At 64.2% G+C, this 26606-nt stretch carries 23 protein-coding genes and 1 tRNA gene; 20 read left to right on the top strand and 4 right to left on the bottom strand.

All coding sequences use genetic code 11. The features are described from left to right. Positions 1-1101: 1101 nt before the first annotated feature. Both IVB26_RS23670 and IVB26_RS23665 read left to right on the top strand, forming a co-directional pair. Positions 1102-1368: a hypothetical protein gene (locus IVB26_RS23670; protein WP_247967630.1), complete on the top strand. Its 267-nt coding sequence runs from the start codon at positions 1102-1104 to the stop codon at positions 1366-1368. 96 nt (positions 1369-1464) lie between these two features. Further along, complete coding sequence (locus IVB26_RS23665) at positions 1465-1776, top strand: hypothetical protein (protein WP_247967629.1); 312 nt, start codon at positions 1465-1467, stop codon at positions 1774-1776. Positions 1777-1809: 33 nt separating this feature from the next. Here the strand turns inward: IVB26_RS23665 and IVB26_RS23660 are convergent. Continuing rightward, positions 1810-1902, bottom strand: a tRNA-Ser gene (locus IVB26_RS23660). A gap of 821 nt (positions 1903-2723) precedes the next feature. Between IVB26_RS23660 and IVB26_RS23655 the strand changes: the two genes are divergently transcribed. Further along, on the top strand, positions 2724-4295 hold the full coding sequence (locus IVB26_RS23655) for a porin (RefSeq protein WP_247967628.1): 1572 nt from the start codon (positions 2724-2726) through the stop codon (positions 4293-4295). 463 nt (positions 4296-4758) lie between these two features. On the opposite strand, the gene IVB26_RS23650 is transcribed toward IVB26_RS23655, so the two are convergent. Then, positions 4759-7161: a lytic transglycosylase domain-containing protein gene (locus IVB26_RS23650; RefSeq protein WP_247967627.1), complete on the bottom strand. Its 2403-nt coding sequence runs from the start codon at positions 7159-7161 to the stop codon at positions 4759-4761. Between the two features lie 278 nt (positions 7162-7439). On the opposite strand from IVB26_RS23650, the gene dapA reads away from it, so the two are divergent. Genes dapA through IVB26_RS23630 form a run of 4 tightly spaced genes read left to right on the top strand, consistent with a single transcriptional unit; the run spans position 7440 to position 9914 of the window. Next, positions 7440-8330 carry a 4-hydroxy-tetrahydrodipicolinate synthase gene (gene dapA, locus IVB26_RS23645; protein ID WP_247967626.1) on the top strand — a complete coding sequence of 297 codons (891 nt, stop codon included), beginning with the start codon at positions 7440-7442 and terminating at the stop codon, positions 8328-8330. A 24-nt stretch (positions 8331-8354) separates the two neighbouring features. Beyond that, on the top strand, positions 8355-8795 hold the full coding sequence (gene mscL, locus IVB26_RS23640) for a large conductance mechanosensitive channel protein MscL (RefSeq protein ID WP_247967625.1): 441 nt from the start codon (positions 8355-8357) through the stop codon (positions 8793-8795). Between the two features lie 59 nt (positions 8796-8854). After that, a complete protein-coding gene (smpB, locus tag IVB26_RS23635) occupies positions 8855-9328 on the top strand; it encodes an SsrA-binding protein SmpB (RefSeq protein WP_027530006.1) in 474 nt (157 codons plus the stop codon). Between the two features lie 4 nt (positions 9329-9332). Then, positions 9333-9914, top strand: a complete 582-nt coding sequence (locus IVB26_RS23630; protein WP_247967624.1) for a peroxiredoxin — start codon at positions 9333-9335, stop codon at positions 9912-9914. A 238-nt stretch (positions 9915-10152) separates the two neighbouring features. Here the strand turns inward: IVB26_RS23630 and IVB26_RS23625 are convergent, their stop codons facing one another. Both IVB26_RS23625 and IVB26_RS23620 read right to left on the bottom strand, forming a co-directional pair. Beyond that, complete coding sequence (locus IVB26_RS23625) at positions 10153-10827, bottom strand: uracil-DNA glycosylase (protein ID WP_247967623.1); 675 nt, start codon at positions 10825-10827, stop codon at positions 10153-10155. Then, complete coding sequence (locus tag IVB26_RS23620) at positions 10808-11452, bottom strand: LabA-like NYN domain-containing protein (RefSeq protein WP_063194883.1); 645 nt, start codon at positions 11450-11452, stop codon at positions 10808-10810. Before IVB26_RS23620 ends, IVB26_RS23625 begins: the two co-directional genes overlap by 20 nt. A gap of 328 nt (positions 11453-11780) precedes the next feature. On the opposite strand from IVB26_RS23620, the gene rpoZ reads away from it, so the two are divergent. The 13 genes from rpoZ to IVB26_RS23555 all read left to right on the top strand — a co-directional run bounded on the left by rpoZ (position 11781) and on the right by IVB26_RS23555 (position 26596). Then, positions 11781-12173 carry a DNA-directed RNA polymerase subunit omega gene (rpoZ, locus tag IVB26_RS23615; RefSeq protein ID WP_007603391.1) on the top strand — a complete coding sequence of 131 codons (393 nt, stop codon included), beginning with the start codon at positions 11781-11783 and terminating at the stop codon, positions 12171-12173. A 204-nt stretch (positions 12174-12377) separates the two neighbouring features. Further along, on the top strand, positions 12378-14660 hold the full coding sequence (locus IVB26_RS23610) for a RelA/SpoT family protein (protein WP_247967622.1): 2283 nt from the start codon (positions 12378-12380) through the stop codon (positions 14658-14660). A 45-nt stretch (positions 14661-14705) separates the two neighbouring features. Next, a complete protein-coding gene (locus tag IVB26_RS23605; RefSeq protein WP_247967621.1) occupies positions 14706-15458 on the top strand; it encodes a pyridoxine 5'-phosphate synthase in 753 nt (250 codons plus the stop codon). Continuing rightward, positions 15455-15874: a holo-ACP synthase gene (gene acpS / locus IVB26_RS23600; RefSeq protein ID WP_247006372.1), complete on the top strand. Its 420-nt coding sequence runs from the start codon at positions 15455-15457 to the stop codon at positions 15872-15874. The genes IVB26_RS23605 and acpS overlap by 4 nt, the downstream gene beginning before the upstream one ends. Positions 15875-16122: 248 nt before the next feature. Continuing rightward, the gene (gene lepB, locus IVB26_RS23595) at positions 16123-16887 is read left to right on the top strand and encodes a signal peptidase I (RefSeq protein WP_246927291.1); all 765 of its coding nucleotides are present in this window, start codon (positions 16123-16125) and stop codon (positions 16885-16887) included. Then, positions 16884-17750, top strand: a complete 867-nt coding sequence (gene rnc, locus IVB26_RS23590) for a ribonuclease III (RefSeq protein ID WP_247967620.1) — start codon at positions 16884-16886, stop codon at positions 17748-17750. The genes lepB and rnc overlap by 4 nt, the downstream gene beginning before the upstream one ends. Beyond that, positions 17740-18666, top strand: coding sequence for a GTPase Era (gene era / locus IVB26_RS23585; RefSeq protein ID WP_246927277.1), 927 nt, complete (start codon positions 17740-17742; stop codon positions 18664-18666). The genes rnc and era overlap by 11 nt, the downstream gene beginning before the upstream one ends. A 21-nt stretch (positions 18667-18687) precedes the next feature. Next, positions 18688-19068 carry a hypothetical protein gene (locus IVB26_RS23580; protein ID WP_246927266.1) on the top strand — a complete coding sequence of 127 codons (381 nt, stop codon included), beginning with the start codon at positions 18688-18690 and terminating at the stop codon, positions 19066-19068. A 131-nt stretch (positions 19069-19199) separates the two neighbouring features. Then, complete coding sequence (gene recO, locus IVB26_RS23575) at positions 19200-19952, top strand: DNA repair protein RecO (protein ID WP_247323364.1); 753 nt, start codon at positions 19200-19202, stop codon at positions 19950-19952. Between the two features lie 100 nt (positions 19953-20052). Continuing rightward, positions 20053-20328, top strand: a complete 276-nt coding sequence (locus IVB26_RS23570; protein WP_247967619.1) for a hypothetical protein — start codon at positions 20053-20055, stop codon at positions 20326-20328. Positions 20329-20388: 60 nt separating this feature from the next. Continuing rightward, positions 20389-22647, top strand: coding sequence for a DNA topoisomerase IV subunit A (gene parC / locus IVB26_RS23565; protein WP_247967618.1), 2259 nt, complete (start codon positions 20389-20391; stop codon positions 22645-22647). A gap of 346 nt (positions 22648-22993) precedes the next feature. Next, positions 22994-24538, top strand: coding sequence for a GMC family oxidoreductase (locus tag IVB26_RS23560; protein ID WP_247973260.1), 1545 nt, complete (start codon positions 22994-22996; stop codon positions 24536-24538). A 1092-nt stretch (positions 24539-25630) separates the two neighbouring features. Next, positions 25631-26596, top strand: a complete 966-nt coding sequence (locus tag IVB26_RS23555; RefSeq protein ID WP_247967617.1) for a c-type cytochrome — start codon at positions 25631-25633, stop codon at positions 26594-26596. Positions 26597-26606 lie beyond the last annotated feature (10 nt).

Genomic DNA, 26606 nt, shown 5'->3' with positions numbered 1-26606 from the left:
GATTAAAGCCATCTCACACATCGGAGGGCAACATGGCCAAGAAAGCAAAGAAGGCGAAGAAGGCGAAGAAGGCGAAGAGCGCAGTGAAGAAGACTGCGAAGAAGACCCGCAAGGTCGCCAAGAAGAAGTAACTTCGCTTCTGAAGTTGCCGGCTCTTGAAATGAGCCGGCACGTCATCAGCGCCTCCTAAAGGTTCTGGTCGACGATAGAGGGTGTCGGCGAGACATCAGGTCAACGGTCGGATCGTTCACTTTGACGGTCCGGCAGAAGAAACAAGTTTTCTTCGTTCGGTGCGGTTCTCCGTAAGGGGCTCCGCAATTTCATAGGCGGCCTTCGGGCCAACGTGAAATCTGGTCCTGACGTGTTCGCCGACGCCCTCGTTCTCCTGAGGCCGGGGCATTGCCGGCATTCCTTTCCCCAGACATTGCTGATCTGACCGCGACGTCGTCGCACTGCCGTTGAGCAGGCGAAGGGCTCCGTGCACGTTGGGTGCCTGCCGCAGTCCGCGGGTCGTTCGACCTGTGCGGCGTCATCGCCCGGCATCGACCGGGCGATCCGGTACGCCGCAACTTCTCGGCGGATCACTGCTGCCTCTGCGATACCGGGTCACCCGCCTTCGCGCAGGGCAATTGCATATGACATTGCGGCGCCTGAGCGCGCGCCTCGTCCTTCGAGATGACCTGCTGCCGAACACTCCGTCCTCATCCTGAGGGCCTGGCAAAGGCGGGCGTCTCGAAGGATGGCCGCAGGCGGTCTTCAAAGGCGATAGCCCTGCGCCTTCGCGGGTGACGACAGAGGTTGGAAGCCGCAGGGCGCGCGCCACTGCGCGCAATGGTTATCGTTCTCTCAAAATCGCAGGGTAAACCGAATCTGACGAATCGCAGAAGTACCTGCAAGTCGGGGATTTTTCGCATTCCGCGCGCTCGCGTCGCGCGCTCGCGTTTACGTCTGCTTCATCGCGATACTTAAACTGCCATTCAAATTTGCCCGCCATCATCGCCTCCAACAAGCCGGCAAACGGCACGGGGATGAGTTGAACAATATCTGGACGGGAGCCGCGCTCGGGGGAACGAGGCGGCACAAGAAAAAAGGGGATGCGTGATGTTTCAGGGTACTTTCGATATGGAGACGGCAACGCCGATCGACGCGAGCGCGCTGTCGGACGTGCTGTTCGAGCGCGGGATTTATTGGGCGAGCGGCCGCGCCGGCCTCGTCGATCTCGTCGCCGCACACAAATGGTTCAACCTCGCCGCCTTGAAGGGCCGCAAGGATGCCGTGACGCTGCGCCAGGAAGTTGCCGGGCAGATGTCGGAGGTCGAGATCTCGGCCGCGCAGCGTGCGGCGAGGGCGTGGGTTTCCGCCCACTGAACCTTGGAAACGCATCCACACCCGTGTTCGCACGGGTGGGCCCGGTTGCGTTGAATCAAGTTTCGTCGTCGTGCCGTCACATAAGACCCAAGCGGCATGAGCGAGCTCGACACCAATGGACGATGGCGACCGATTCAGATCGCTCCCGATGAGTGCGAGCTGGAACTCGGGCGTCGACGCAAGACGGGGATTCTGCCCTGGTCGTTTCCGTGCCGGCGCAGGTCCGGCGTATGGTTCAACGCCTGGGCCGATGAAGCGGTGCTGATTTCGCCCTCGCACTGGCGGATCTGGCGGTTCCGCCGCGAGACGCGGACGCACATATATAAAGATGGTGCGAATCGATCTGAGCGCACCGCGCCGATCCCAGCGCCAGGCTTTCGCGCCGGCCTCACGATCGATTTCAGGTGAAACGCCCAGATCTTGATTGATTCTGCCGCTGGGTGGCGGAGAGGGAGGGATTCGAACCCTCGATACAGCTTGAGACCGTATGACGCTTTAGCAAAGCGTTGCCTTCAGCCACTCGGCCACCTCTCCGGTGCGAGCCTTATGCATCCAATTGCTTGGGCCGGTCAATTTGGAAGCGTGTGTTTTCGCTCGAATATTCCCAGCGATTTTCGAAACAGGATGGCTTGGCTTCCCGGGGCCTGAACGTAACGTTGCGGGAATGGGCGCATGGGAGGAGCGCCTGGCACATGTCGAAGCAGGGTTCCGCGTCTGAGCCCGTCTTTGCTCCGTGTAAGAGACTGAGTTTCCTGGAAGATTCGATCAGGGGCGGGATGAAGGCTGTCGAAAGTTCGAATCGCCCGTCTCCGCCGGCCGGGCCCGCATAGTCCCGCGCTCCATTCATAGAGTGTTCGCCGCGCGCCCTGAGGCCGTGCCTGCTTAGGCCAGAGAGTTGGCAGAGAGCAGTTCGACCCTCTCCTTGAGTCTCCCCCTGATTCCACGATTCGAGCGCGTCAAAGCCCCTCCAGGCCACCACCCCGTCTGCAGTGCCTTAAGTGAGGAACTTTGATGGCAATCGGAACCGCTTCAAAAACATCAGTTGGAACAATGCCTTACGAAGGCGATCCGATCACATCTGCGTGTTATTTGTGCAACACCCGTCGGAAAACAAGCTCCATAGGCCCGTCTCGAAGCGTTCTGTTGTTGTGTGTGCAAGGACGTTCGGTAATTGTGACTGAGCGACGGAGGGGGGCATCCCGAGGTCGTCCCGTTTAGGTCATTCGCTTAAGTCCCTCGCGTTCATGCGGGTGTGTCCGAAGACGCGAAGGAGCCCAAAGCGGTGATTTAGAGGGGGTTGGGGAATTGGCCGTCCGGTCAGTGACCTTCCCTGAAGAGCAACTTGGAGGTTTAACATGAAGTTGGTTAAGAGCCTTTTGCTCGGCTCAGCGGCGGGTCTGATCGCCGTGGGCGGAGCGCAGGCAGCCGATCTCCCCGTGAAGGCCAAGGCGGTCGAATACGTGAAGATCTGCTCGCTGTACGGAGCCGGTTTCTACTACATCCCGGGCACCGACACCTGCATCAAGCTGGGTGGTTATCTGCGCGCTGAAGTCGCGCTGAACACCAACTCGAGCTTCAGTGGTCAGCTCACGTCGAACAACGGTTCGCGTAACCGTCTGACGAACTACTACACCATGCGCGCTCGTGAAGATCTCAACATCGACACGCGCACCGCGACCGAGTACGGCGTCGTCCGTACCTTCTTCGACGGCGTGTTCTCCTGGACCACCGGCAACTACGCCGGCACGGGCAGCGCGACGGGCACCACCGCCTACAGCGGCACGCTGGCGCTCAACACCTCCGGCGCCACTCCGGCGCTCGTTGGTTCGTCGATTAACGGCACCGACGGCAACACCTCGGGCGGTTCGCTCGGCGTGTACTACGCCTTCATCCAGTTCGCTGGCTTCACCATGGGTAAGGCCGTGTCGCAGTTCGACGCGCCCTGGACCAACTATCCCGGCAACAACTTCGACAGCCTCGTCGGCGGTTCCGGCACGGTCACTGGTGTCAACCAGTTCACCTACACTGCTGACTTCGGTCAGGGCGTGACGGCCTCGTTCTCGGCTGAAGACGCGACGGCCTACTACCAGGCCGGCAACCTGAACATGACCGGCGCTTCGGTGGCGGGCATCGCAGGCGGCGCGTATGGCTCCAACGCCATCGGCGGCTCGCGTTCGCCGAACCTCGTCGGTATGGTCCGCGTCGACCAGGCCTGGGGTCTGTTCCAGGCGTCGGTCGCTGCTCACGACAACCACGTTGCCTACTATGGCGCCACCGAGCCGACTGGCCACCCCGACGACAAGTGGGGTTGGGCTGTTCAGCTCGCTCTGTCGATCAAGAACATCCCGACTGGCGCGGGTGACGTGATCAACATTTCGGGCGTCTACACCGACGGCGCGTCCCGCTACAACTTCCAGAACCTGGCGGGCGGCTCCTACTCGATGTTCGGCAGCTCGGGCGTCGCTTACCAGAGCGTCGGCTTCGCTCAAGCTCCGGACACGGTGTTCGTGACCGGCTCTTCGCAGGAGACTGTGAAGACCTGGGGCTTCCGTGGTGCCTACACCCACAACTGGGATCCCTTCTGGAACACCGCGCTCTACGGTGCCTACGCTCAGGCGCAGTTCGGCTCGCTGGCCAAGACCACCATCTGCGGCGCTGGCGGTGCAGGCGGCGTGTTCGGCGGCCTGGTTGGTGTGACGAGCTGTAACCCTGACTTCGCGGTTGCGCAGGTCGGTGTCATCACCCGTTGGACCCCGGTCAAGAACCTCACCTTCTCGGCTGACTTGAACTGGACCCACCTCGACCAGAAGTACTCCGGTACTTTTGCTTACCCGGGTTCGGGCACGACGGCCAAGCCGGCCACCGTGTATCAGCTGAAGGATCAGGACACCATCACCCTGCTCCTCCGCGCTCAGCGCAACTGGTAAGTTCGGTCTAACGACCTGACAGAAAGCCCCGGCGGGAAACCGCCGGGGCTTTTCTTATGTCGCATGCTTGCTTTCGCGCCTGACGCAATGGGCAGGCTGGCCCGTCGCTCTTCCTTGATCGGCCTTCGTTGCGATCTGATGGAAGCCGTTGTGGAAAGCGGATGCCCGCGCGCTTGCCCCCGACCGGGGCGACGAGGGGAGAGCTGCCGTTGATCAGGGTGGCCGTGCAAATCCCTCGCTGATCTGCCTTCGCAAGCGATAGCGGCCGGCGCCTTCATCTTCGCTCGGACGGAGCAGCGCCGCGCTTGCCGATCTGACCGCGGCTGTCGCAGCACGCGAGAAGCGTGTCGAGCAAGGCTCACCTGAACCGCCCCTGATCGCTGGATATGCTTCGGGCGGGCTCGGTCCTGCCAGGACAGCGCGCGCCGTCCATGCTCAGGGCTGCGAATCGAAAGTGGGACCGTTATTCCACGCTTGCGGTGCCGCGGCGCAGATCGGCCTCGATCTGCAAGCGCGAGCCGCCGCCGAAGCGGGCGCGGTAGACCTGAAGGTTCTCCATGATCCGCTGCACGTAGTTGCGCGTCTCCGAGAATGGAATCAGCTCGACCCAGTCGACCGCGTCCACCTTCGGGTCGCGCGGATCGCCGTAGCGATCGATCCACTTCTTCACGCTGCCGCGGCCGGCATTGTAGGCGGCAAAGGTCATGATGTAGGAGCCGCGGTAATCCTCGAGCAGTCCGCCGAGCTCGGCCGAGCCGAGCGTGGCATTGTAGACCGAATCGTTCTTCAGCCGGCCCAGATCGTAAGTCGCGCCGTGCCGCTTGCAGACATAGCGCGCGGCGTCCGGCGTCACCTGCATCAGCCCGTAGGCTTGTGCCGGCGAGACCACCGAGGGGTTGAACGCGCTTTCCTGCCGGGCGATCGCGTAGACGATGCTGCGCTCGACCTCGGGGCCGATCGGCGTGAATTGCGGAATGCCGTTGACGGGGTAGGCGTAGAAGTCGAAGGGCAGGCCGCGGTTGAGCGCGGCCTTGCCGAGCAGCAGCATGCCGCGCGCGTCGCTATAGCGCTGGGTCAGTTCGCCGAGGCCGGCAAGCGCTTCGGGATCGCCGTTCTCGCCCATGTCTGCAAGCAGAGGTATCGCCATCTCACGCTCGTCGAGCTCGTAGAGCAAATGCGCGGCGCGCACGATCTCCAGCCGGTCGGCGCCGCGCCCGCGCGGCTGACTGTTGAGCTCGATCTGCGGCAGGCCGAGCTTTGCGCGTGCGAGCTGGCCGTAATAGCTGGTCGATTGTTCGGCAGCCCGCCCATAGGCGTTGCGCGCCTCCTGCTGGCGGCCCATCGCCTCCGCGGCGCGGCCCTGCCAATAGCCGGCGCGCGCCAGCGCGGTCGGATTGACGCTGCCGACCCCGATGCGGGCGAAATGCTGCGCGGCGGCGGCGGGGTCGTTGAGGAAGCGGAGCGCGATCCACCCGGCGGTGAACTCCTGCTCGGTCTTGTAGATGTCGCGCGAGGGCAGCGCGGCATCGCGCGCGATCAGATAGGCACTGCGGAATTCCTCGGTGTCGATCATCTTGCGTGCCAGCAGACGCCGCTCGATCCACCATTCGTCGAGATTGTGGAGGCGGCCCGGATCCTTCGGCGCGGACAGCATCAGCTGGGCGGCCTCGGCGAACTTCTCCTCGCGGCGCAGGAGCTGGATCTTGCTGAAGGTGAAGCCGGGATCGTTGTGCAGCTCACGCGGTACCGCGTCGAGCAGCGCGCGTGCGTTCGGTGCCTTCTTGACGGCGGCGATGCGGGCCCTGGCGAGTGCGACATAGCCGGCGCCGAGACGCTTTGCGGCGCGCAGCGCGGCCTCGTTCTCGCTGCCGTAGAGCAGGGTGTCCATCCGCGCCTTCTGGTCGCCCGGCGTCAGCAGGGCGCCGAACTGGTCGAGCGCGTTGTTCTCGGTGTCCTCTGACATTGGATCGCTGCGCCAGGCCTCGCGCACCAGCCGCTCGGCGTTGGCGCGGTCGCCGCGCGCCAGCATCGCCTTGGCGAGCGTGAAGCGGCCCTTGGCCGAGATCGGAGATTCGTTCTCGAACCACGACCACGCGACGGAATCGTCGCGCCTGTCGTCCCACATCGCAGCTTCGAGGCGACGGCGTAGAAAGGTCTGCGACGGCCAGCTCGGATTGGCGGAGAGGAAGGCGCGGTAGCGCTCCACGGTCGCGCCATTGTCCTCGCTGCGCAGGATGATCCATTCCGCAAGTTTTCGCGCGACCGGATCGGAAATGCTGGCGCTCGCGTTGGTGGCGTCACCCGCCTTGCGCTTGCGCACGAGCTCGATGACGCTCTCCAGCGTCTCCTTGTCGCCCTGGGACGTCGACGACGTCGCAGCGACCGCGGCCGGGACGACCGGCTTGCGCGGCGCGGCATGTTGGCGGGTCGCCGGAGCCAGCACAGGCGCCGCGGCCGGCCTGGCGACGGGGGCAGAAGGTCTGACGGTGGCGGTCGCGGCCGGCGCGGGGGCCGTTTTCGGAGGCGAACCGTGGGCGGTCGAATGTGATTTCGGAGCAGGTGCCGCTGCGGCAGGCTTGGGTTTGTCCTTTGCGGGTTCTTTCCCGGCGCTCTTGCCCGCGTCCTTGCCAGTATCCTTGCCCGTATCCTTGGCCGGTTTCTTCGCGGTGTCCTTACTCGGGGCGCCAGCCGCCCCTTTGCTCGCCCCCTTGGCTGCGTCCTTCGAAGTGTCCTTGCCGGTTCCCTTGTTGGTCTCCTTGGACGAGCCCTTTGCCGCGTCCTTGGCGGCGGGCTTTGCGGTGACGGTCTCCGCCGTCGTCTCGTTGGACTTGGCCAGGGCGGCGCAGCCGACCGAGAGCCCTGCCATCAGGCACACGACCAGACCAGTGGACCGCCAAGCGGCGCGAGGGAATGAGGTCACGGGTTTTGTCGCCCCCGAATCAGTCAAGTGGCTCAAGATCTAGCTGTATTTGATTGAATATGCGGACAAAATACCAACAGCGGCTTACCTCGGGCCGATTTGCACCACCACCGCGGCAAAATCGCGGCTTAAACGGTGCGTCACACGGAAGCGGGCCTTTTACCGGCGGGATAGACCCGATATGAATGGCGCTTGCTCGAGATAGCCGCGTACGGAGGAAGTCCATGGCAGCCAAGACGAAATTCCGGGGGTCGTTCACCGCCTTGGTCACGCCGTTCAAGAACGGCTCGCTGGACGAGGCGGCGTTCCGCTCCCTCGTCAACTGGCAGATTTCAGAGGGCACCAACGGCCTGGTCCCGGTTGGCACCACCGGCGAGAGCCCGACCCTCAGCCATGACGAGCACAAGAAGGTGGTCGAATGGTGCATCGCCGAGGCCAAGGGCCGCGTGCCCGTCGTCGCCGGCGCAGGCTCCAACTCGACCCAGGAGGCGGTCGAGCTCTCCCAGCACGCCGAGAAGGCAGGCGCGGACGCCGTGCTGGTCGTGACGCCCTATTACAACAAGCCGACGCAAGAAGGCATGTACCAGCACTTCAAGGCGATCAACGACGCGGTCGGGATCCCGATCATCATCTACAACATCCCGCCGCGCTCGGTGATCGACATGTCGGTCGACACCATGAAGCGGCTGTGGGAGCTGAAGAACATCGCCGGCGTCAAGGACGCCACCGCCAGCATGGTGCGCGTGTCGCAGCAGCGCGCGGCGATGGGCGAGGAGTTCAACCAGCTCTCCGGCGAGGACGCCACCATCCTCGGCTACATGGCCCATGGCGGCCACGGCTGCATCTCCGTCACCTCGAACGTGGCGCCGCGCCTGTGCTCGGAGTTCCACGTCGCCTGGCAGAAGGGCGACCATGCCACCGCCTTGAAGCTGCACGACAAGCTGATGCCGCTGCACAACAACCTCTTCATCGAGAGCAATCCGGCGCCGATCAAGTATGCACTGTCACTGCTCGGCAAGCTGGACGAGACGCTGCGGCTGCCGATGGTGCCGGTTTCCGAGCCGACCCGCGTTGCGGTCCGTAGCGCCATGGTGCACGCTGGCCTGATCAACTGACGCGCTGGCATCGGGAGGCCGTTCATGGGCGTCGAGGAAAAGGGCACACGCATGCTCAAGGAATTCCGCGAATTCGCCATGAAGGGCAACGTCGTCGATCTCGCGGTCGGCGTCATCATCGGCGCGGCCTTCGGTGCCATCGTCACGTCGCTGGTCGGTGACATCATCATGCCGATCATCGGCGCGGTCACCGGCGGCCTCGACTTCTCGAACTACTTTGTCCCCTTGTCGAAGGCGGTCTCAGCCACCAACTTAGCTGATGCGAAAAAGCAAGGCGCCGTACTTGCTTACGGCAGCTTCCTGACGCTGACGATCAACTTCATCATCGTCGCCTTCGTGCTGTTCCTGGTGATCCGCGCCATGAACACCTTGAAGCGCAAGGAGGAGGCGGCGCCGGCCGCGGCCCCGAAGTCGTCGGCCGAGGTCGAGCTGCTGACTGAGATCCGTGATCTCCTCAAGAAGTGACGCGCGCGCTTCATCCGAACTGTTAGCTTACGCGCACATCTCGATCAGGTTTGCCTGTCATGGCCGATAAAAACGAACGTCCAATCAAGGTCATGGCGGAGAATCGCAAGGCCCGCTTCAACTATGCGATCGAGGACACGATCGAGGCCGGCATTGCGCTGACCGGCACCGAGGTCAAGTCGATCCGCAACGGCAAGAGCACGATTGCGGAATCCTACGCCGACTCCAAGGACGGCGAGATCTGGCTGATCAACGCCACCATTCCCGAATATCTCCAGGGCAACCGTTTCAATCACGAGCCCAAGCGGCCGCGAAAATTGCTGCTGCATCGTCGGCAGATCAACAAGCTGATGGGCGCGGTCGACCGCGAGGGCATGACGCTGATCCCGCTCAAGCTCTATTTCAACGAGCGTGGGCGGGCCAAATTACAGCTGGCGGTGGCAAAGGGCAAAAAGCTGCACGACAAGCGCGAGACCGAGAAGAAGCGCGATTGGAGCCGGGAGAAGGGGCGCCTGATGCGGGCGAGGGGCTGACGAGATGACTCAGCGGAACCTGCTCGAGGTCGATTGGACCCGGATTCCCGCGCCCGAAGATGATGGCGCCGCCGCGCATCTCACGGGCATGACGCTGCCCTCGATCGGCCTGCTCGCAACCGACGACACGTCAGTCACGCTGTCGGCGCTGCGCGGCCGCACCGTTGTGTTCGCCTATCCGCGCACGGGCGAGCCCGGCAAGATCGCGCTGGTCGACGATTGGGACATGATTCCGGGTGCGCGCGGTTGCACGCCGCAGACTTGTGCGTTTCGCGATCTGTTCGCCGAGCTGAAGGCCGCCGGTGCCGCCCACGTGTTCGGCCTCTCGACACAAAGCAACGAATACCAGACCGAGATGGCCTCACGGCTGCATCTGCCGTTCCCGGTGCTGTCGGACGAGAAGCTGGCGCTGACGCGCGCGCTGAAGCTGCCGACGATGGAGGTCGCGGGCCTGACGTTGATCAAGCGCCTCGCGCTCATCATCGACGATGCCAGCATCACGCACGTGCTCTATCCCGTGTTCCCGCCTGACCGGAACGCCGGCGACGTCCTGGACTGGCTGAAGGCCAATCCAGCAAAGGCGTAAGGCGTATCCCGTACGCGGGCAGTTCAACAGCCTGCCATGATGGGAGTAATGCCGCGCACCTAAGCCTGTCACCGTCATCCTGAGGTGCTCGTCCTGCAACGCAGGGCGAGCCTCGAAGGACGACGGCCCGGCTGCATCCCGGCCGCTCATCCTTCGAGGCTCGCCGAGCGCCGCTCCCCGCCGCGCGGCTCACGTCTCAGGATGACGGTTTAGACAAGGCCCGTGCCCTGGCTGCTCTCTAATCGAGATCCGCCTTCACCTTCGCGAACACCGACCGGAACATGCCCGCCGTCAGCACGCCCGTGTTCGTGTTGTAGCGCGAGCAGTGATAGCTGTCGTAAAGCTTGAACGCGCCGGCCTGATGCACGGCGCCATGGCCGAAGGGGGCTTGAGAGGCCTTCAGCTTCAGCGGCTTGAGCACGCTGTCGTGCGCAATTCGCCCGAGCGCGATGATCGCGCGCAGCTTCGGCATCGTCTCGAGATTCGCGACCAGAAACTGCCGGCAGGTGTTGATCTCGACCGGCAGCGGCTTGTTCTGCGGCGGAACGCAATGCACTGCGTTGGCGATCCGGCAGTCGATCAGCTTCAAGCCGTCATCGGGACGCGCCTGATAGGTGCCCTTGGCAAACCCGTATTCGAGCAAGGTGGCGTAGAGCAGGTCGCCGGCATAATCGCCGGTGAACGGCCGTCCCGTGCGGTTGGCGCCCTGCATCCCCGGCGCGAGGCCGACGATCAAAAGGCGCGCCTTGATGTCGCCGAAGGGCGCTACCGGCGCATTGTGCCACAACGGCTCACGCGCCCGGTTCGCCTCGCGAAAGGCGACCAGACGCGGACAGAGCGGACAATCGCGGTCGGGAACGACGGTGGAAGGCTGGCGGCTTGACCGGGCCGCCTCACTCCTCGAAGTCGTCATCGCCCCTCGGCGCCATCGTGGTTGCGCGCTGGAGGAATTGGGGGGCGTGGTGGCGTTCGCCACGCTCACCACGGTCACGCGGGGCGGGGCGTTCGGACGGATCGCGGCCGAGCTTGGATTGCAGCTCGACCAGGTCGGTGAAGACGTCGGCCTGGCGGCGCAGCTCGTCGGCGATCATCGGCGGCTGGCTGGCGATGGTGGAGATCACGGTGACCCGCACGCCGCGGCGCTGCACGGCCTCGACCAGGGAGCGGAAGTCGCCGTCACCGGAGAACAGCACCATCTGGTCGATGTGCTCGGCGAGCTCCATGGCGTCCACGGCGAGCTCGATGTCCATGTTACCCTTGACCTTGCGGCGGCCGGAGGCGTCGATGAACTCCTTGGTCGCCTTGGTCACGACGGTGTAGCCGTTGTAGTCCAGCCAGTCGATCAACGGGCGAATCGAGGAGTATTCCTGATCCTCGATGATCGCGGTGTAGTAGAACGCCCGAAGCAGCGTCCCGCGGCTCTGAAACTCCTTCAACAGGCGCTTGTAGTCGATGTCGAAGCCCAGAGTTTTCGCCGTCGCGTAGAGATTGGCTCCGTCGATGAAGAGCGCGATCTTGTCGGTAGAGGAAGGGGACATTCAGTTTGCTCGCGTAGTGTGTCGTGATTGATCGTTTATTGTTGGCGCGCGGCGGCAAGCCACGCACTTCAGAGTGCTGCCGAAACCCGTCGAAACCGCAAATCCGGAGAAGTCGGGGCAATCAAGGTATAGTTATGGCGGACTTTCATATCTCCGGCGCCGCCCTCGATGGCAGCCCGGGAAACCACCCGTCCCAGCCCCAATGTGGGGGTAGCAGAGCCGTTTGGCGAGGCCAAATCACAAATTGGCCTTGCGAAACCGTCCTGGCCCCTATAACTAGCCCCAATCATCCACATATTTCGTCCCACCCACAACGGAGCGACAGTCCATGGCTCGCGTCACCGTAGAAGATTGTATCGACAAGGTCGACAACCGGTTTGACTTGGTCCTGCTGGCCGCCCACCGTGCCCGCATGATTTCGTCCGGTTCACAACTAACGGTTGACCGCGATAACGACAAGAACCCCGTTGTGTCTTTGCGCGAAATTGCCGAGACGACCATTTCGCCCGAGGACCTCCGCGAGGAGCTGGTGCACTCGCTCCAGAAGTTCGTCGAGGTCGACGAGCCCGAGCCGGATACGGTGCCGCTGATCGGTTCCGCGGGTGCAAGCGTCGATGCGGACGATACCGAAGTCGCCGTCGAGCGCATGACCGAAGAGGAGCTCCTGAAGGGTCTCGAAGGCCTCGCGCCGCCCGAGGAGCAGCCCGAGGAAGACGAGTAAATCGTCGGTCGCGATTGTCGACTTCTTGTGATTTTATCAAGGGCCCGAACGGTTGTTCGGGCCTTTGCTTTTGTTGACGTTTTCGTGGTTACCATAGCGTGTCGCTGACAATGCGTCCTGTCACCGAATTGATCGGACACAAGCGCGATCGGAGCTAAGATGTATACAGCGGGTTGCTTAGGGCCCGTTTGAAGGCAGGACGGCATGGTCTATCGGCGCCGCAGATTCACGCAGATGCAGGCCGCAACCGAATCGGTTGCCGTGGCCCCGACTGCGCCGGTCGCCCGCCCGGCCAAGCCCCGCGCGCGCATGATGCGTCAATATGACCTCGTCGAGCGCGTCCGGTCCTACAATCACAACACCAACGAAGACCTGCTGAACCGCGCCTATGTCTATGCCATGAAGGCGCATGGCTCGCAGACCCGCGCCTCGGGTGATCCGTATTTCTCGCACCCGCTCGAAGTGGCAGCGATTCTCACCGACCTGAAGCTCGATGACGCCACCATCGTGGCCGCGCTGCTCCACGACACGATCGAGGATACCGAAGCAACACGGGCCGAGATCGACCAGATCTTCGGGCCGGAGATCGGCGCCCTGGTCGAGGGGCTGACCAAGCTGAAGCGACTCGAGCTGGTGTCACGGGAGGCCAAGCAGGCCGAAAATCTGCGCAAATTGTTGCTGGCCATTGCCGACGATGTCCGCGTGCTCTTGGTCAAGCTCGCCGACCGTCTGCACAACATGCGCACGCTGGACTTCGTGCCGACGGAATCGCGCAGACGCATCGCCGAGGAGACGCTCGACATCTATGCACCGCTGGCCGGGCGCATGGGCATGCAGGAAATGCGCGAGGAGCTGGAGGATCTGTCCTTTCGCACCCTCGATCCCGAAGCCTATTCGGTGGTGATGCAGCGCCTCGACGCGCTCGCCGAACGCAACCGCAATCTGATCGGCGAGATCGAGGACCAGCTCTCCAACAATCTGCGCCACAGGGGCTTGGGGGCGCGGGTCTATGGCCGCCGCAAGAAGCCATTCTCGATCTGGACCAAGATGGAGCGCAAGTCGGTCGGCTTCGAGCAATTGTCCGACATCTTCGGCTTCCGCCTCGTCGTCAACGACATCGAGGCCTGCTATCGCGCGCTCGGCATCGTCCACACCACCTGGCCGGTCGTGCCGGGGCGCTTCAAGGACTACATTTCGACGCCGAAGCAGAACGACTACCGCTCGATCCACACCACGGTGATCGGCCCCGGCAACCAGCGCGTCGAGCTGCAGATCCGCACCGAGGCGATGGACCAGATCGCCGAGCGCGGCATCGCCGCGCACGTCTTCTACAAGGAGGGCGTCGGCTCGCCGACCGAATTCCTCAAGCGCGAGTCCAACGCGTTCGCCTGGCTGCGCCACACCATCGGCATCCTCTCGGAGAGCGCCAACCCGGAGGAATTCCTCGAGCACACCAAGCTCGAGCTGTTCCACGACCAGGTGTTCTGCTTCACCCCGAAGGGCAAGCTGATCGCGCTGCCGCGCCACGCCAACGTGATCGACTTCGCCTATGCCGTGCATACCGACGTCGGCAACAGCGCGGTGGGCTGCAAGATCAACGGCCAGTTCGCGCCGCTATCCTCGGAGCTGCAGAACGGCGACGAGGTCGAGGTGCTGACCTCGGAAGCGCAATCGGCACCGCCCTCGGCCTGGGAAACGCTTGCGGTCACCGGCAAGGCGCGTGCCGCGATCCGCCGTGCCACGCGCACCGCCGTGCGTGATCAATATGCCGGTCTTGGCCGGCGCATCGTCGAGCGCCTGTTCGAGCGCGCCAAGATCGAATATGCCGACGACAAGCTCAAGGGCGCGCTGCCGCGCCTCGCGCGCACCTCGATCGAGGACGTGATGGCGGCTGTGGGGCGCGGCGAGATCAAGGCTTCCCACGTCGCGCGTGCGATGTACCCCGACTACAAGGAGGAGCGCATTGCGCGCTACGGCGTCAAGAAGGGGCTTGCCGCCAAGCTCAAGGAGAAGTCCTCGGAGCCGCGCAGCCCGGTCGCCATTCCGATCCGCGGCATCAATTCCGACCTGCCGGTGAAATTCGCCCCGAACGGCGGCGCCGTGCCGGGGGATCGCATCGTCGGCATCGTCACGCCGGGCGAGGGCATCACGATTTATCCGATCCAGGCGCCCGCCCTGAAGGATTTCGAGGAGGAGCCGGAGCGCTGGCTCGACGTCCGCTGGGACATCGAGGACTCCGCGCCGCAGCGATTCCCGGCCCGCATCAAGGTCGAGAACGTCAACGAGCCCGGAGCGCTCGCGCAGATCGCGACCGTGATCGCCGAGCACGACGGCAACATCGACAACATCAGCATGCAGCGCCGCTCACCTGATTTCACGGAGACGACGATCGATCTCGAAGTCTACGATTTGAAGCATCTGAGCGCGATCCTGGCCCAGTTGCGCGCGAAGGCAGTCGTCGCCAAAGTCGAACGTGTTAATGGATAGGTGCATCTCGCATGCGCCTTTTCCTCTGATTTCGTGAGTTCTGAAATGCCCGCAACTCCGCTCCGCCTCGGCGTCAATATCGATCACGTCGCAACCGTGCGTAACGCCCGCGGCGGCCGCCATCCCGATCCGGTGCGTGCGGCGCTGCTGGCGATCGAGGCCGGCGCCGACGGCATCACCGCCCATTTGCGTGAGGACCGCCGCCACATCCGCGACGAGGACATGGCGCGGCTGAAGGCCGAGATCTCCAAGCCGCTGAATTTCGAGATGGCGGCGACCGACGACATGATGCGCATCTCGCTCGCCACCAAGCCGCACGCGGTGTGCCTGGTGCCAGAGCGTCGGCAGGAGGTGACCACCGAAGGCGGCCTCGACGTGGTCGGCCAGCACAACGCGCTCGCACCCTACATCGCGCGGCTGAACGATGCCGGTATTCGGGTCTCCCTGTTCATCGCCGCCGATCCCGCCCAGATCGAGATGGCGGCGCGGCTGCGCGCGCCCGTGATCGAGATCCATACCGGCGCCTGGTGCGACGCCGTGGTCGACGGCCACACGGAGAAAGCTGAGGCCGAATGGCAGCGGATCGTGGCGGGGGTGAAGTTGGCAAAGTCCGCCGGACTGGAGGTTCATGCCGGGCACGGGCTCGACTATGCGACCGCGGAGACGATCGCGGCCCTGCCTGAGATCATGGAGCTGAACATCGGCTATTACATGATCGGTGAAGCGCTGTTCGTCGGCCTTGCCGAGACGGTACGCAGCATGCGCGCGGCGATGGACCGCGGCCGGAGCCGGGCGTGATCATCGGCATCGGCTCCGACCTCATCGACATCACCCGCGTCGCCAAGGTGATCGAGCGCCATGGCGAGCGCTTCCTCGACCGCATCTTCACCCCGGCCGAGCGGGCCAAGGCGGAGCGGCGCGCCAAGAACGAGAAAATGGTGGTGGCGACCTACGCCAAGCGTTTCGCCGCCAAGGAGGCCTGCTCCAAGGCGCTCGGCACCGGGATCCGGCGCGGCGTGTGGTGGCGCGACATGGGGGTGGTCAACCTGCCGGGCGGGCGGCCGACCATGCAACTGACCGGCGGCGCCCTGGCCCGGCTTCAGGCCCTGACGCCGGAGGGGTTCGAGGCGCGGATCGACCTGTCGATCACCGACGATTGGCCGCTGGCGCAGGCCTTCGTCGTCATTTCCGCCGTGCCGCTGCCGAAACCCTGATTGGGCGTCGGGATTTATGATTGTCTTTGTAAATCAATATCTTATGAAGTTTTAACGCGATCCTTGATTGCGTGACCTCCGACAACCGTCTAAAAGTCCGCGGACGCAAAATCAGCTTGGGCGAATTCGGCTTTACGCCGGAATTGGCCCTCACTATCAGAATCAGGACAATCTCCTTGTGCCGCGAACCGGTGGGCCGTTCGCGGGAGGAGGGCGCTCTGTGATCGCCGGCCGGAATTGAGAGAGCAATGAGCGTGACTTCGGGAACGAAAACTGAGAGCGGCGTCGGCGAAACGATCCGGGTCGTGATCCACGCTCTCCTGATCGCGCTGGTGATCCGCACCTTCCTGTTCCAGCCGTTCAACATCCCGTCCGGCTCGATGAAGGCGACGCTGCTGGTCGGCGACTATCTGTTCGTCTCGAAATATTCCTACGGCTATAGCCACTATTCGATTCCATTCTCGCCGCCGCTGTTCTCCGGGCGGATCTGGGGCTCGGACCCGAGCCGCGGCGACATCGTCGTGTTTCGCCTGCCGAAGGACGATTCCACCGATTACATCAAGCGCGTGATCGGCCTTCCCGGCGACCGCATCCAGATGCGGGACGGGCTGCTCTACATCAACGACACGCCGGTCGAGCGGCAGCGGATGAGCGAATATGTCGGAGAGGAGCCCTGCGGCTCGGAAGGCGGCGGCATCTCCCGGGTGAAGCGCTGGAAGGAAACGCTGCCGAACGGCGTGTCCTATGAGACGCTCGACTGCGCCGACAACGGCTATGTGGACAACACCAACGTCTACACCGTGCCATCAGGCCATTTCTTCATGATGGGCGACAACCGCGATAACTCCACCGATAGCCGCTTCCTCGGCCAGGTCGGCTATGTGCCGCAGGAGAATCTGATCGGCCGCGCCCAGATGATCTTCTTCTCCATCGCCGAAGGCGAGCATGCCTGGATGTTCTGGCGCTGGCCGTGGGCGGTGCGCTGGAATCGCTTCTTCAAAATCGTCCGATGAAAGACGAAGCCAAGGACATCGCGATCCAACCAACCGAGGCCCAAGCGGGCCCCGACGGCGAAGTTGCGACCACGAACCTTGCGACCAAGACTCCTGAAACCAAGACTCCTGAGGCCAAGGCGCCCGCCAAGAAGAAGCGGGCGCGGAGCAGCAAGGCCAAGGGCTCCGATGCCAACGCGGCGCTCGAGGCGCGCATCGGCTACAGCTTCACTGACCCGAACCTCCTGATGCAGGGGATCACGCATGTCTCGGCGCTGAAGTCCGGGCGCAAGCGCGGCGACAGCTATCAGCGGCTGGAATTCCTCGGCGACCACGTGCTCGGGCTCGTCGTCTCCGACATGCTCTATCACGCCTTCCCGAACGCCGATGAGGGCGAGTTGTCCAAGCGCCTTGCCGAACTCGTGCGCAAGGAAAGCTGCGCCGACGTCGCCAAGTCGCTCGGTCTGCTCGACGACGTCAAGCTGGGCTCGGTCGGCCCCAGCGCCGACGCGCGCCTGCGCAAGTCTGTGCTCGGCGACATCTGTGAGGCCGTGATCGGCGCTGTCTTCCTCGACGGCGGCTACGCGGCGGCGTCCGAGTTCGTCAAACGTAACTGGACCGAGCGCATGCACAAGCCGCGCCGTCCCTTGCGCGATCCCAAGACCGTGTTGCAGGAATGGGCGCAGGGCAAGGGGCTGCCGACGCCGGTTTACCGCGAGGTCGAGCGCACCGGCCCGCATCACGATCCGCAGTTCCGCGTCGCGGTGGATCTGCCGGGCCTCGCGCCGGCCGAAGGCATCGGCGGCAGCAAGCGCGCAGCAGAGAAAGTAGCAGCATCAGTGATGATCGAACGTGAAGGTGTTGGCGGCGGCAATGACGGCTGAAGCAAGCGGCGAGACGCCCACCGCGACGCGCTGCGGCTTCGTTGCGCTGATCGGCGCGCCCAATGTCGGCAAGTCCACGCTGGTCAATGCGCTGGTCGGGGCCAAGGTCACGATCGTCTCGCGCAAGGTGCAGACCACGCGCGCGCTGATCCGCGGCATCGTGATCGAGAACAACGCCCAGATCATCCTGGTCGACACGCCCGGTATCTTCCTGCCCAAGCGCCGGCTCGACCGCGCCATGGTCTCGACCGCCTGGAGCGGGGCGCATGACGCCGATCTCGTCTGCGTGCTGCTCGATGCCAAGGCCGGGATCGACGAAGAGGCCGAGGCGATCCTCACCAAGGTCGCCAGCGTGAAACACGAGAAGATCCTGGTCATCAACAAGGTCGACCTGGTCCAGCGCGAGAAGCTGCTGGCGCTGGCGCAGGCCGCCAACGAGCGCATGAAGTTCGCGCGGACCTTCATGATCGCGGCGATCTCGGGCGATGGCGTCGACGACATCCGCACGACGCTTTCAGAGATGGTGCCGCCGGGACCGTTCCTCTATCCCGAGGACCAGATGTCGGACGCGCCGATGCGGCAGCTGGCGGCCGAGATCACGCGCGAAAAAATCTATCAGAAGCTGCACCAGGAATTGCCCTACCAGTCCACGGTCGAGACCGACAAATGGGAGGAGCGCAAGGACAAGTCGGTGCGGATCGAGCAGACGATCTTCGTCGAGCGCGAAAGCCAGCGCAAGATCGTGCTCGGCAAGGGCGGCGCCACCATCAAGTCGATCGGCGCGGACTCGCGCAAGGAGCTGATGCAGATCCTTGACGTGCCGGTGCACCTGTTCCTGTTCGTCAAGGTGCGCGAGAACTGGGGCGACGATCCCGATCGCTACCGCGAGATGGGCCTGGACTTTCCCAGGGAATAACCAGGAAAAGATCGGTATCCGATGAGCGTGCCCAGCAACGTCCGGCGCTTCGAAGCGCTGCTCTATGCATCGTTGATGCTGGACGCCTTGTCCGTTGCGGTGCAGGACCGCACGCCCAATGCCGAGATGACCGAGCAGATGATCATGACGGGGACCTTGCTCGCCGGCGGCATGATCCTGCTCCTGGTCTATTTCGTCCGGCTGGCCGCGCATCATCGCAAGAATTGGCCACGCTGGGTGCTGGCGGCGGCCCTCGTGCTGACGGTGATCTCGCTCGGCCAGATCATCGGGGAGAAGGGCATGGAGCTCGACAGCGCCATCGAGATCGTGTCCTGCGCGCTGACCACGATGGGCCTGTATTTTTCCTTCACCGGCGACGCGCAGGGCTGGTTCAACGCGTGACGTTTGCGCGGTGCCGTAGGGTGGATTAGCGAAGCGTAATCCACCATTTGACGTGCACGAGCGATTGGCGGATTACGCCTTCGGCTAATCCGCCCTACGATTGAACGCCGGAATCCGCTACACTTCCTCCCATGGAATGGACCGACGAAGGCATCGTGCTGGGCGTGCGGCGGCATGGCGAGAGCAGTGCCATCGTCGAGCTGCTGACGCGCGCGCACGGCCGGCATCTGGGCCTTGTGCGCGGCGGCGCCGGCTCGCGGATGCGGCCGCTGCTCCAGCCGGGGAACAGCGTCAGTGTGGTGTGGCGGGCACGGCTCGACGAGCATCTCGGCACTTATGCGATCGAAGGCCTGAAGCTGCGCGCGGCCAATTTGCTCGGATCATCCCATGGTGTCTACGGCGTCACCCATCTCGCCTCGATTGCGCGGCTGCTGCCGGAGCGCGATCCGCACGAGGAGATCTTCGCACTGCTCGAGCATTCGCTCGACGATTTCGACGATATCGGCGGCGCCGCCGTCCACGTCATCCATTTCGAGCTGGCGATGCTCGCCGAGCTTGGTTTCGGCCTGGCGCTGGACAATTGTGCGGTGACCGGCGAGACCACCGACCTTATCTATGTTTCGCCGAAATCCGGGGGCGCGGTGTCCCGCGGCGCCGGCGAGCCGTGGCGTGACCGCCTGTTGCGCCTGCCGCCGTTTCTGCGCCAGGGCGAAACCGCAAGCGACCTCACCGAGCAGGATCTCCAGGACGGCTTCCGGCTCACCGGCCTGTTCCTGCTTCGCCATGTGCTGGAGCCGCGGGGGCAGGGCCATTCCGACGCGCGTGCGGGCTTCATCAATGCCCTGATACGGCAGCAGGCGAGGGCGGCGATCCCGGCGCCATGAGCGCAGCGGGACTCTGCCTTGTTCCCAAAACGGAGTTCTCCGGGAACTAAATCGGTGTCGTCGAGTTCGGCTCTGAGGTTCCACAACGGGGACAGCCTAAATGTTGATCAGGGGATTCGCCTTGTCCGCGGCGCTGCTCGCGTTTGCGCCTGATGCAATGGCCGGCGAGCCGCAACCCGGCGTGTTTCGCCGGGCATCCTGTACCGTCGTCCGGTACTATGTGGCCAAATATTCCGCTGCGGCCGCAGAGACATGGGCGCGGTCGAAGGGGGCGACGGAGGCCGAAATCGAGGCCGCCCGGCGTTGTCTGACCAATGGGCCGGCGCCCGTTCAGGCCAAAACCGAGACCGTGACAGCCGGCTGGGCGGGCCACTAGCCGCCCACAGGGAACCAATCCATCCTTGCCCGATTCGCTTCCACGGTTTAACCGGGCGGCATGGGAAAACGATTGATTCCGCCGCAAGAGCCGGCCGAAATTCACGAGGTGCCGCTGCGTGAAGCGCTGGAAGAGCGCTATCTCGCCTATGCGCTCTCCACCATCATGCACCGCGCGCTGCCCGACGCGCGCGACGGCCTGAAGCCGGTTCACCGGCGCATCCTCTACGGCATGCGCCTGCTCAGGCTCGATCCCGGCACGGCCTTCAAGAAATCCGCCAAAATCGTCGGCGACGTGATGGGCTCGTTCCATCCGCACGGCGACCAGGCGATCTACGACGCCATGGTCCGCCTCGCGCAGGATTTCTCCTCGCGTTATCCGCTGGTCGACGGCCAGGGCAATTTCGGCAATATCGACGGCGATAACCCCGCCGCCTACCGCTACACCGAAGCGCGCATGACCGACGTCGCGCGGCTTCTGCTCGACGGCATCGACGAGGACGGTGTCGAGTTCCGCGCCAATTACGACGGCCAGTCGAAGGAGCCGGTCGTGCTGCCCGGCGGCTTCCCGAACCTGCTCGCCAACGGCGCGCAAGGCATCGCGGTCGGCATGGCGACCTCGATCCCGCCGCACAACGCCGCAGAGCTTTGCGACGCCGCGCTGCATCTGATCGAGAAGCCCGACGCCAAATCCAAGGCGCTGATGAAGTGGGTGAAGGGCCCGGACTTCCCGACCGGCGGCATCTGCGTCGATTCCAAGCAGGCCATCGCTGAAGCCTACACCACCGGCCGCGGCTCGTTCCGCGTTCGCGCCAGGTGGGAGCAGGAGGAGGGCGCGCGGGGCTCCTGGGTCGTCGTCGTCACCGAGATTCCCTTTCTGGTGCAGAAGTCGCGCCTGATCGAGAAGGTCGCCGAGCTGCTCGACCAGAAGAAGCTGCCGCTGGTCGGCGACATCAGGGACGAGTCGGCCGAAGACGTCCGCATCGTGATCGAGCCGAAGTCGAAGAACGTCGATCCCGCCTTGATGATGGAATCGCTGTTCCGGCTCACCGAGCTCGAAAACAAGATCCCGTTGAACCTCAACGTGCTGATCAAGGGCAAGGTGCCCAAGGTGGTGGGGCTCGCGGAGTGCTTGCGCGAATGGCTCGACCATCTGCGCGACGTGCTGATCCGGCGCAGCAATTACCGCAAGGCGCAGATCGAGCACCGGCTGGAAGTGCTCGGCGGCTTCCTCATCGCCTATCTGAACATCGACAAGGTGATCAAGATCATCCGCACCGAGGATGAGCCGAAGCCGGCCTTGATGAAGGAGTTCAAGCTCACCGAGGTGCAGGCCGAAGCCATCCTCAACATGCGGCTGCGCTCCTTGCGCAAGCTCGAGGAAATGGAGATCCGCACCGAGGACAAGAATCTCCGTGCCGAGCTCAAGGGCATCAACGCAGTGCTCGCCTCGGAAGCCGAGCAATGGAAGAAGGTCGGCGAGCAGGTCGGCAAGGTTCGCGACATGTTCGGGCCGAAGACGCCGCTCGGCAAGCGCCGCACCACCTTCGCCGACGCGCCCGAGCACGATCTGGCCGCGATCGAGGAAGCCTTCGTCGAGCGCGAGCCGGTGACGGTCGTCGTCTCGGACAAGGGCTGGATCCGCACCATGAAGGGCCATGTCGAGGACCTCTCGGGGCTCGCCTTCAAGCAGGACGACAAGCTCGGCTTCGCCTTCTTCGCGGAGACCACTTCGAAGCTGCTGCTGTTTGCCACCAACGGCAAGTTCTACTCGCTCGATGTCGCAAAGCTCCCGGGCGGCCGCGGCCACGGCGAGCCGATCCGCCTCTTCATCGATCTCGAGCAGGAAGCGGCGCCCGTCGCGCTGTTCGTCAACAAGGGCGGACGCAAATTCCTGGTCGCGAGCCACGAGGGCCAGGGCTTCGTCGTCAACGAGGACGATTGCGTCGGCACCACCAAGAAGGGCAAGCAGGTCCTCAACGTCGACATGCCGAACGAGGCGCGCACGGTCACCGAGGTGATCGGCGATACCGTCGCGGTCATCGGCGAGAACCGCAAGATGCTCGTCTTCCCGCTCGATCAGGTGCCGGAAATGGCGCGCGGCCGCGGCGTGCGCCTGCAGAAGTACAAGGACGGCGGCCTCTCCGACGTCGTCGTGTTCGAGGCCAAGGCGGGCCTCACCTGGAAGGACTCTGCGGGGCGCGAATTCAGCGCGACCATGAAGGAGCTCGCGGAGTGGCAAGGCACCCGCGCCGACGCCGGCCGCCTGCCGCCGAAGGGTTTCCCGAAGTCGAACAAGTTCGGCAAGGTGATCGGGTAGGGCGGCAGGACGCACTGCTGCCACAACATTGGTGTCATGCCCCGGCTTGACCGGGGCATCCAGTAGGCCGCGGCTTCTCCGCTCAATCACTGGCGTCTCTGGAATACTGGATCGCCCGGTCAAGCCGGGCGGTGACGGTAGTGGTGCGACGCGCGCCTGCGCCCACACCGTCATTGCGAGCGCAGCGAAGCAATCCAGTCTGCCTCTGCGGAAAGACTCTGGATTGCTTCGCTGCGCTCGCAATGACGAGCTGCGACAGCGCCGCTCTCCAATTCGCATTCCACCGCCCAGCGCGGTCTGATACCGTTCACGACGCCGGTGTTCTGGAATGTTGAGACCTAACGCGATGTACGATGTCATTGTTGTCGGCGGCGGCTCCGCTGGCGCTGCTGTTGCGGCTCGGCTGTCTGAGGATCCCGCACGGCGCGTCCTGCTGCTGGAGGCGGGCCTGGACTGGCGTGCCGACGAGGCGCCGTGGGAGGTGCGGACGCCGAATCCGATCCCGATCATCCACAAGCGCGAGTACCAGGAGAAATGGCAGTGGCCTGATCTCCTGACGCGCCGGGTGGCGGGGCAGGAGCCGCGCTTCTACTGGCGCGGCAAGGGGCTCGGCGGCTCCTCGATGATGAACGGCCAGATTGCCATTCGCGGCGTCGCGGACGCCTTCGACGAATGGGCCGCCAATGGCTGCTCCGGCTGGTCGGCCAGGGAGGTGATGCCGTTATTCTCCGTGATCGAGGACGATCTCGAATTCGGCGATGCCGCAGGCCACAGCCGCGGCGGACCGCTGCCGGTCTATCGCGCGCCACCGGAAAAGTGGGGACCGATCGATCGCGGCTTGCGCGATGCCGCGCTTGCGAGCGGCTATCCCTGGTGCGCCGATCTCAACGGCCCCGACGGCGAGGGCGTTGCCTGCTATCCCATCAACAGCCGCGACAGCCGGCGCATCGGCACCAATGAGGGTTATCTCGAGCCCGCGCGCGGCCGCGCCAATCTCGAAATTCGCGGCCATGCGCTGGTCGATCGCGTCCTGATCAGCGACGGAAGGGCGACCGGCGTCCGCGTCCATATCGAGGGGCAGGGCACCAGCGAGATCAGCGCCCGGCAGATCGTGCTGTGTGCCGGCGCCATCCACAGTCCGGCGATCCTGCTGCGCTCGGGCATCGGGCCGGCCGAGGAATTGAAGGCGATGGGGATTGCGGTCGAGCGCGACCTGCCGGTCGGCAAGCACTACTTCGACCATCCGTTGTTTCGCGCCACCATCCAGCTCCACGAAAACCTGCGGCCAACCGATCCGGACACCCGCCACACCAATTGCTGCGTGAGCTATTCCTCGGGGCTTGCGGACGGCGGCAAGCGCGACATGATCCTGATCGCCTTCAATCACCGCGGCATCGGCGTGCCGGGCGCGATCGGCGCGGGCCTGTTCAATGCCTATTCGCGTGGAACGCTGAAGCTGGCCTCGACCGATCCCGCGGTCGATCCCGTCGTCGAGGAGAACATGCTGGCCGATCCCCGCGACATGCTGCGCATGATGGATGCGGTGAAGCGGCTCGCCGTGATCACCTCCCAGCCGGCGCTGTCAGGCATTGCCGACTGGATCCGGCTCGCCGACACCGACCTGACGCTGCCGCAGGCAGCATCACTGCCGGATCGCGAGCTCGACGCGGTGCTGCGCCGTGAGACCGGCGACATCCAGCATGCCGCCGGCAGTTGCCGCATGAGCGGCCCCGGCGATGCCCATGGTGTGGTCAATCCCGATGGCGGTGTGAAGGGCATCTCGGGCCTGCGCGTCGCCGACGCCTCGATCATGCCGTCGGACTGCCGCGCCAACACGCATCTCACCACGGTGGTGATCGGGGAAGCGATCGCGCGGATGATGATGCGATAGTATCCACAAAGTTGGTGTCATGCCCCGGCTTGCCGCCTTCGCTGAAGCTCCGGCGCGCCGAGTGACTCCCTGGGCCTCGGCATAGCCTTGGCGGAGCCGGGACCGGGGCATCCAGTACGCCGCGGCCTTTCTTTTCGATCACGCCCGTCTCGGAGTACTGGATCGCCCGGTCAAGCCGGGCGATGACATCGAGGGTGGGGCTCGCGGCTTCCACATCGTCATTGCGAGCGCAGCGAGGCAATCCAGAATCCCCATCGCGGAAAGACTCTGGATTGCTTCGCTGCGCTCGCAATGACTGAGCCAGGGGCGAGGCCGTCGCTCTCCAATTCACACTTCAAACAGCAGTCACACTTTCGCCTTCTCGCGGCGCGTCTCGCCCGAGGTTTGCGTCTCGCACGCCCTCGAAAATGACAAGGGCGCAGGGAAGGCCGGGCGCCGGCTGGCACCCGAGATCCGTGCGCGATACAAATGCACACGGGGTGGACCACAGGTGTGCCGGTCGCCCGGCCTTCCCTGCGCGAATGGTTTTAACGGTGTCCTTCGTGCTCTCCTCGGGGGGCGTTGCGCTATTGCCCCCGTCGCCTTGCGAATATCGATGCGCGCGCCCGGTCGGGCCGCCACATCACCGCAAGACTTGACGCACAGACCCCGGGCGTCGGGACCACACGACTTCTCCGTCCCCGCACGTCCTCGCTGGGAATCCGGGGGGTGGCGTGTGCTCGCCCCCGAAGCCATGCGAAGACGCTGTCAGCGTCGGGTCGTATGCGCGGAAAGGCGATTGCTCACGGTGTCCCGCCCTGCAATGCCCGTTGCGCCCGACGCCGTCGCGTCCATCGCTGCCCAGCCCGCGGTTCGTGACGATCGCGATCCGCCCCTCGTCTCGGGTCAGGGTGTTTTGTATGTACGACAAATCCGAATTTCGGTAAAGCGGAATATTTTCAGCGACGGGGCTTGACAGGCGGCATGGTCAAACTGACCGACTGTGGTGCCCGACGGGCATGCGGCCCTGAATCGCCACGAAAGCCAATTGTTTCAGCGCGGATTCGTGGTTAATCTACCTGTTCCGTCTGGGCAGATAAGCCGGAGACGAACATGGTGCGATTGGGAGCGGCCGCTCGGGCGGCAGGTGCACTGACCATAATTCTCGTAGGTACGGCGGGCGCGCACGCGCAGGTCACCGAGAAGCCACCGTTTTGGGCCTACACTTACAACCCGCCCGACTTCAAGCCGCCGCCGGATGACGGTCAACCTCGCCGCGTTCCCGACAGCACGGCGAGCTATACGGTCCCACAAACGCGCGATCGCTTCCTGGCGCCGGATTGGCACCCAGGTGACCATCCGATGATGCCGGCAGTCGTGGCGAGCGGTCGCCAGCCTGACGTCTACGCCTGCGGCTTCTGCCATCGTGCCTCTGGCACGGGTGGTCCGGAGAACGCCGACATCGCTGGCCTGCCGGTTTCCTATTTTATTCAGCAGATGCACGACTACAGGAGCGGCAAACGCTCGACGGCATTGCCCGACCGCGTTCCGCAAGCATGGATGATCTCGCTTGCGAAGGCGGCGAACGACGATGAGATTAAGGCGGCGGCAGAATATTTCGCCGCCATCAAGCCAAGGAAGTTGGTCGATGTGGTGGAGACTGAGACCGTGCCGAAGCCTACCGTCGCCGGCTGGTTCTTCGTCACCAAAGGCGATGAACGCGAGCCGATCGGCGCGCGCATCGTCGAGACGCCGGCTGACGTCGGCCGCTTCGTCAACCGCGACGCGCGAGTTCGCTTTACCGCCTACGTGCCGACAGGCAGCGTGGCTGCCGGCCGCGAGCTGGCCGCAAGGCCCGAAATCGCTTGTGCCACCTGCCACGGCGACAAGCTGACCGGCACGAACGTCGTGCCAGGCATCGCCGGGCGCTCGCCGACCTACATCTTCCGCCAGCTCTACGAATACCGGCACGGCTTCCGCGCTGGGCCGGAGAGCAAGCCGATGATCGACGTCGTCAAAGCGCTCAACGAGGCAGATTTTTTGACGCTCGCCGCCTATCTCGCCACGCTGGAGCGATGAAGTGGCGCCG

The organism is Bradyrhizobium sp. 195 (assembly GCF_023101665.1).
Taxonomy (GTDB): domain Bacteria; phylum Pseudomonadota; class Alphaproteobacteria; order Rhizobiales; family Xanthobacteraceae; genus Bradyrhizobium.
The sequence above is the reverse complement of the archived record's forward strand: the minus strand, read 5'-3'. Positions and strand labels throughout refer to the sequence as shown.

Excerpts from the sequence above, each read along its gene's own strand:
- IVB26_RS23665 (WP_247967629.1), top strand. The coding sequence starts at position 1,465 with ATGAGCGAGCTCGACACCAATGGACGATGGCGACCGATTCAGATCGCT.
- parC (WP_247967618.1), top strand. The coding sequence starts at position 20,389 with ATGGGAAAACGATTGATTCCGCCGCAAGAGCCGGCCGAAATTCACGAG.
- IVB26_RS23670 (WP_247967630.1), top strand. The coding sequence starts at position 1,102 with ATGTTTCAGGGTACTTTCGATATGGAGACGGCAACGCCGATCGACGCG.
- IVB26_RS23650 (WP_247967627.1), bottom strand. The coding sequence starts at position 7,161 with ATGGCAGGGCTCTCGGTCGGCTGCGCCGCCCTGGCCAAGTCCAACGAG.
- lepB (WP_246927291.1), top strand. The coding sequence starts at position 16,123 with ATGAGCGTGACTTCGGGAACGAAAACTGAGAGCGGCGTCGGCGAAACG.
- smpB (WP_027530006.1), top strand. The coding sequence starts at position 8,855 with ATGGCCGATAAAAACGAACGTCCAATCAAGGTCATGGCGGAGAATCGC.
- IVB26_RS23560 (WP_247973260.1), top strand. The coding sequence starts at position 22,994 with ATGTACGATGTCATTGTTGTCGGCGGCGGCTCCGCTGGCGCTGCTGTT.
- rpoZ (WP_007603391.1), top strand. The coding sequence starts at position 11,781 with ATGGCTCGCGTCACCGTAGAAGATTGTATCGACAAGGTCGACAACCGG.
- mscL (WP_247967625.1), top strand. The coding sequence starts at position 8,355 with ATGGGCGTCGAGGAAAAGGGCACACGCATGCTCAAGGAATTCCGCGAA.
- IVB26_RS23655 (WP_247967628.1), top strand. The coding sequence starts at position 2,724 with ATGAAGTTGGTTAAGAGCCTTTTGCTCGGCTCAGCGGCGGGTCTGATC.
- IVB26_RS23625 (WP_247967623.1), bottom strand. The coding sequence starts at position 10,827 with ATGACGACTTCGAGGAGTGAGGCGGCCCGGTCAAGCCGCCAGCCTTCC.
- dapA (WP_247967626.1), top strand. The coding sequence starts at position 7,440 with ATGGCAGCCAAGACGAAATTCCGGGGGTCGTTCACCGCCTTGGTCACG.
- IVB26_RS23605 (WP_247967621.1), top strand. The coding sequence starts at position 14,706 with ATGCCCGCAACTCCGCTCCGCCTCGGCGTCAATATCGATCACGTCGCA.
- era (WP_246927277.1), top strand. The coding sequence starts at position 17,740 with ATGACGGCTGAAGCAAGCGGCGAGACGCCCACCGCGACGCGCTGCGGC.
- IVB26_RS23620 (WP_063194883.1), bottom strand. The coding sequence starts at position 11,452 with ATGTCCCCTTCCTCTACCGACAAGATCGCGCTCTTCATCGACGGAGCC.
- IVB26_RS23610 (WP_247967622.1), top strand. The coding sequence starts at position 12,378 with ATGGTCTATCGGCGCCGCAGATTCACGCAGATGCAGGCCGCAACCGAA.
- IVB26_RS23630 (WP_247967624.1), top strand. The coding sequence starts at position 9,333 with ATGACTCAGCGGAACCTGCTCGAGGTCGATTGGACCCGGATTCCCGCG.
- rnc (WP_247967620.1), top strand. The coding sequence starts at position 16,884 with ATGAAAGACGAAGCCAAGGACATCGCGATCCAACCAACCGAGGCCCAA.
- IVB26_RS23570 (WP_247967619.1), top strand. The coding sequence starts at position 20,053 with ATGTTGATCAGGGGATTCGCCTTGTCCGCGGCGCTGCTCGCGTTTGCG.
- recO (WP_247323364.1), top strand. The coding sequence starts at position 19,200 with ATGGAATGGACCGACGAAGGCATCGTGCTGGGCGTGCGGCGGCATGGC.
- IVB26_RS23580 (WP_246927266.1), top strand. The coding sequence starts at position 18,688 with ATGAGCGTGCCCAGCAACGTCCGGCGCTTCGAAGCGCTGCTCTATGCA.
- IVB26_RS23555 (WP_247967617.1), top strand. The coding sequence starts at position 25,631 with ATGGTGCGATTGGGAGCGGCCGCTCGGGCGGCAGGTGCACTGACCATA.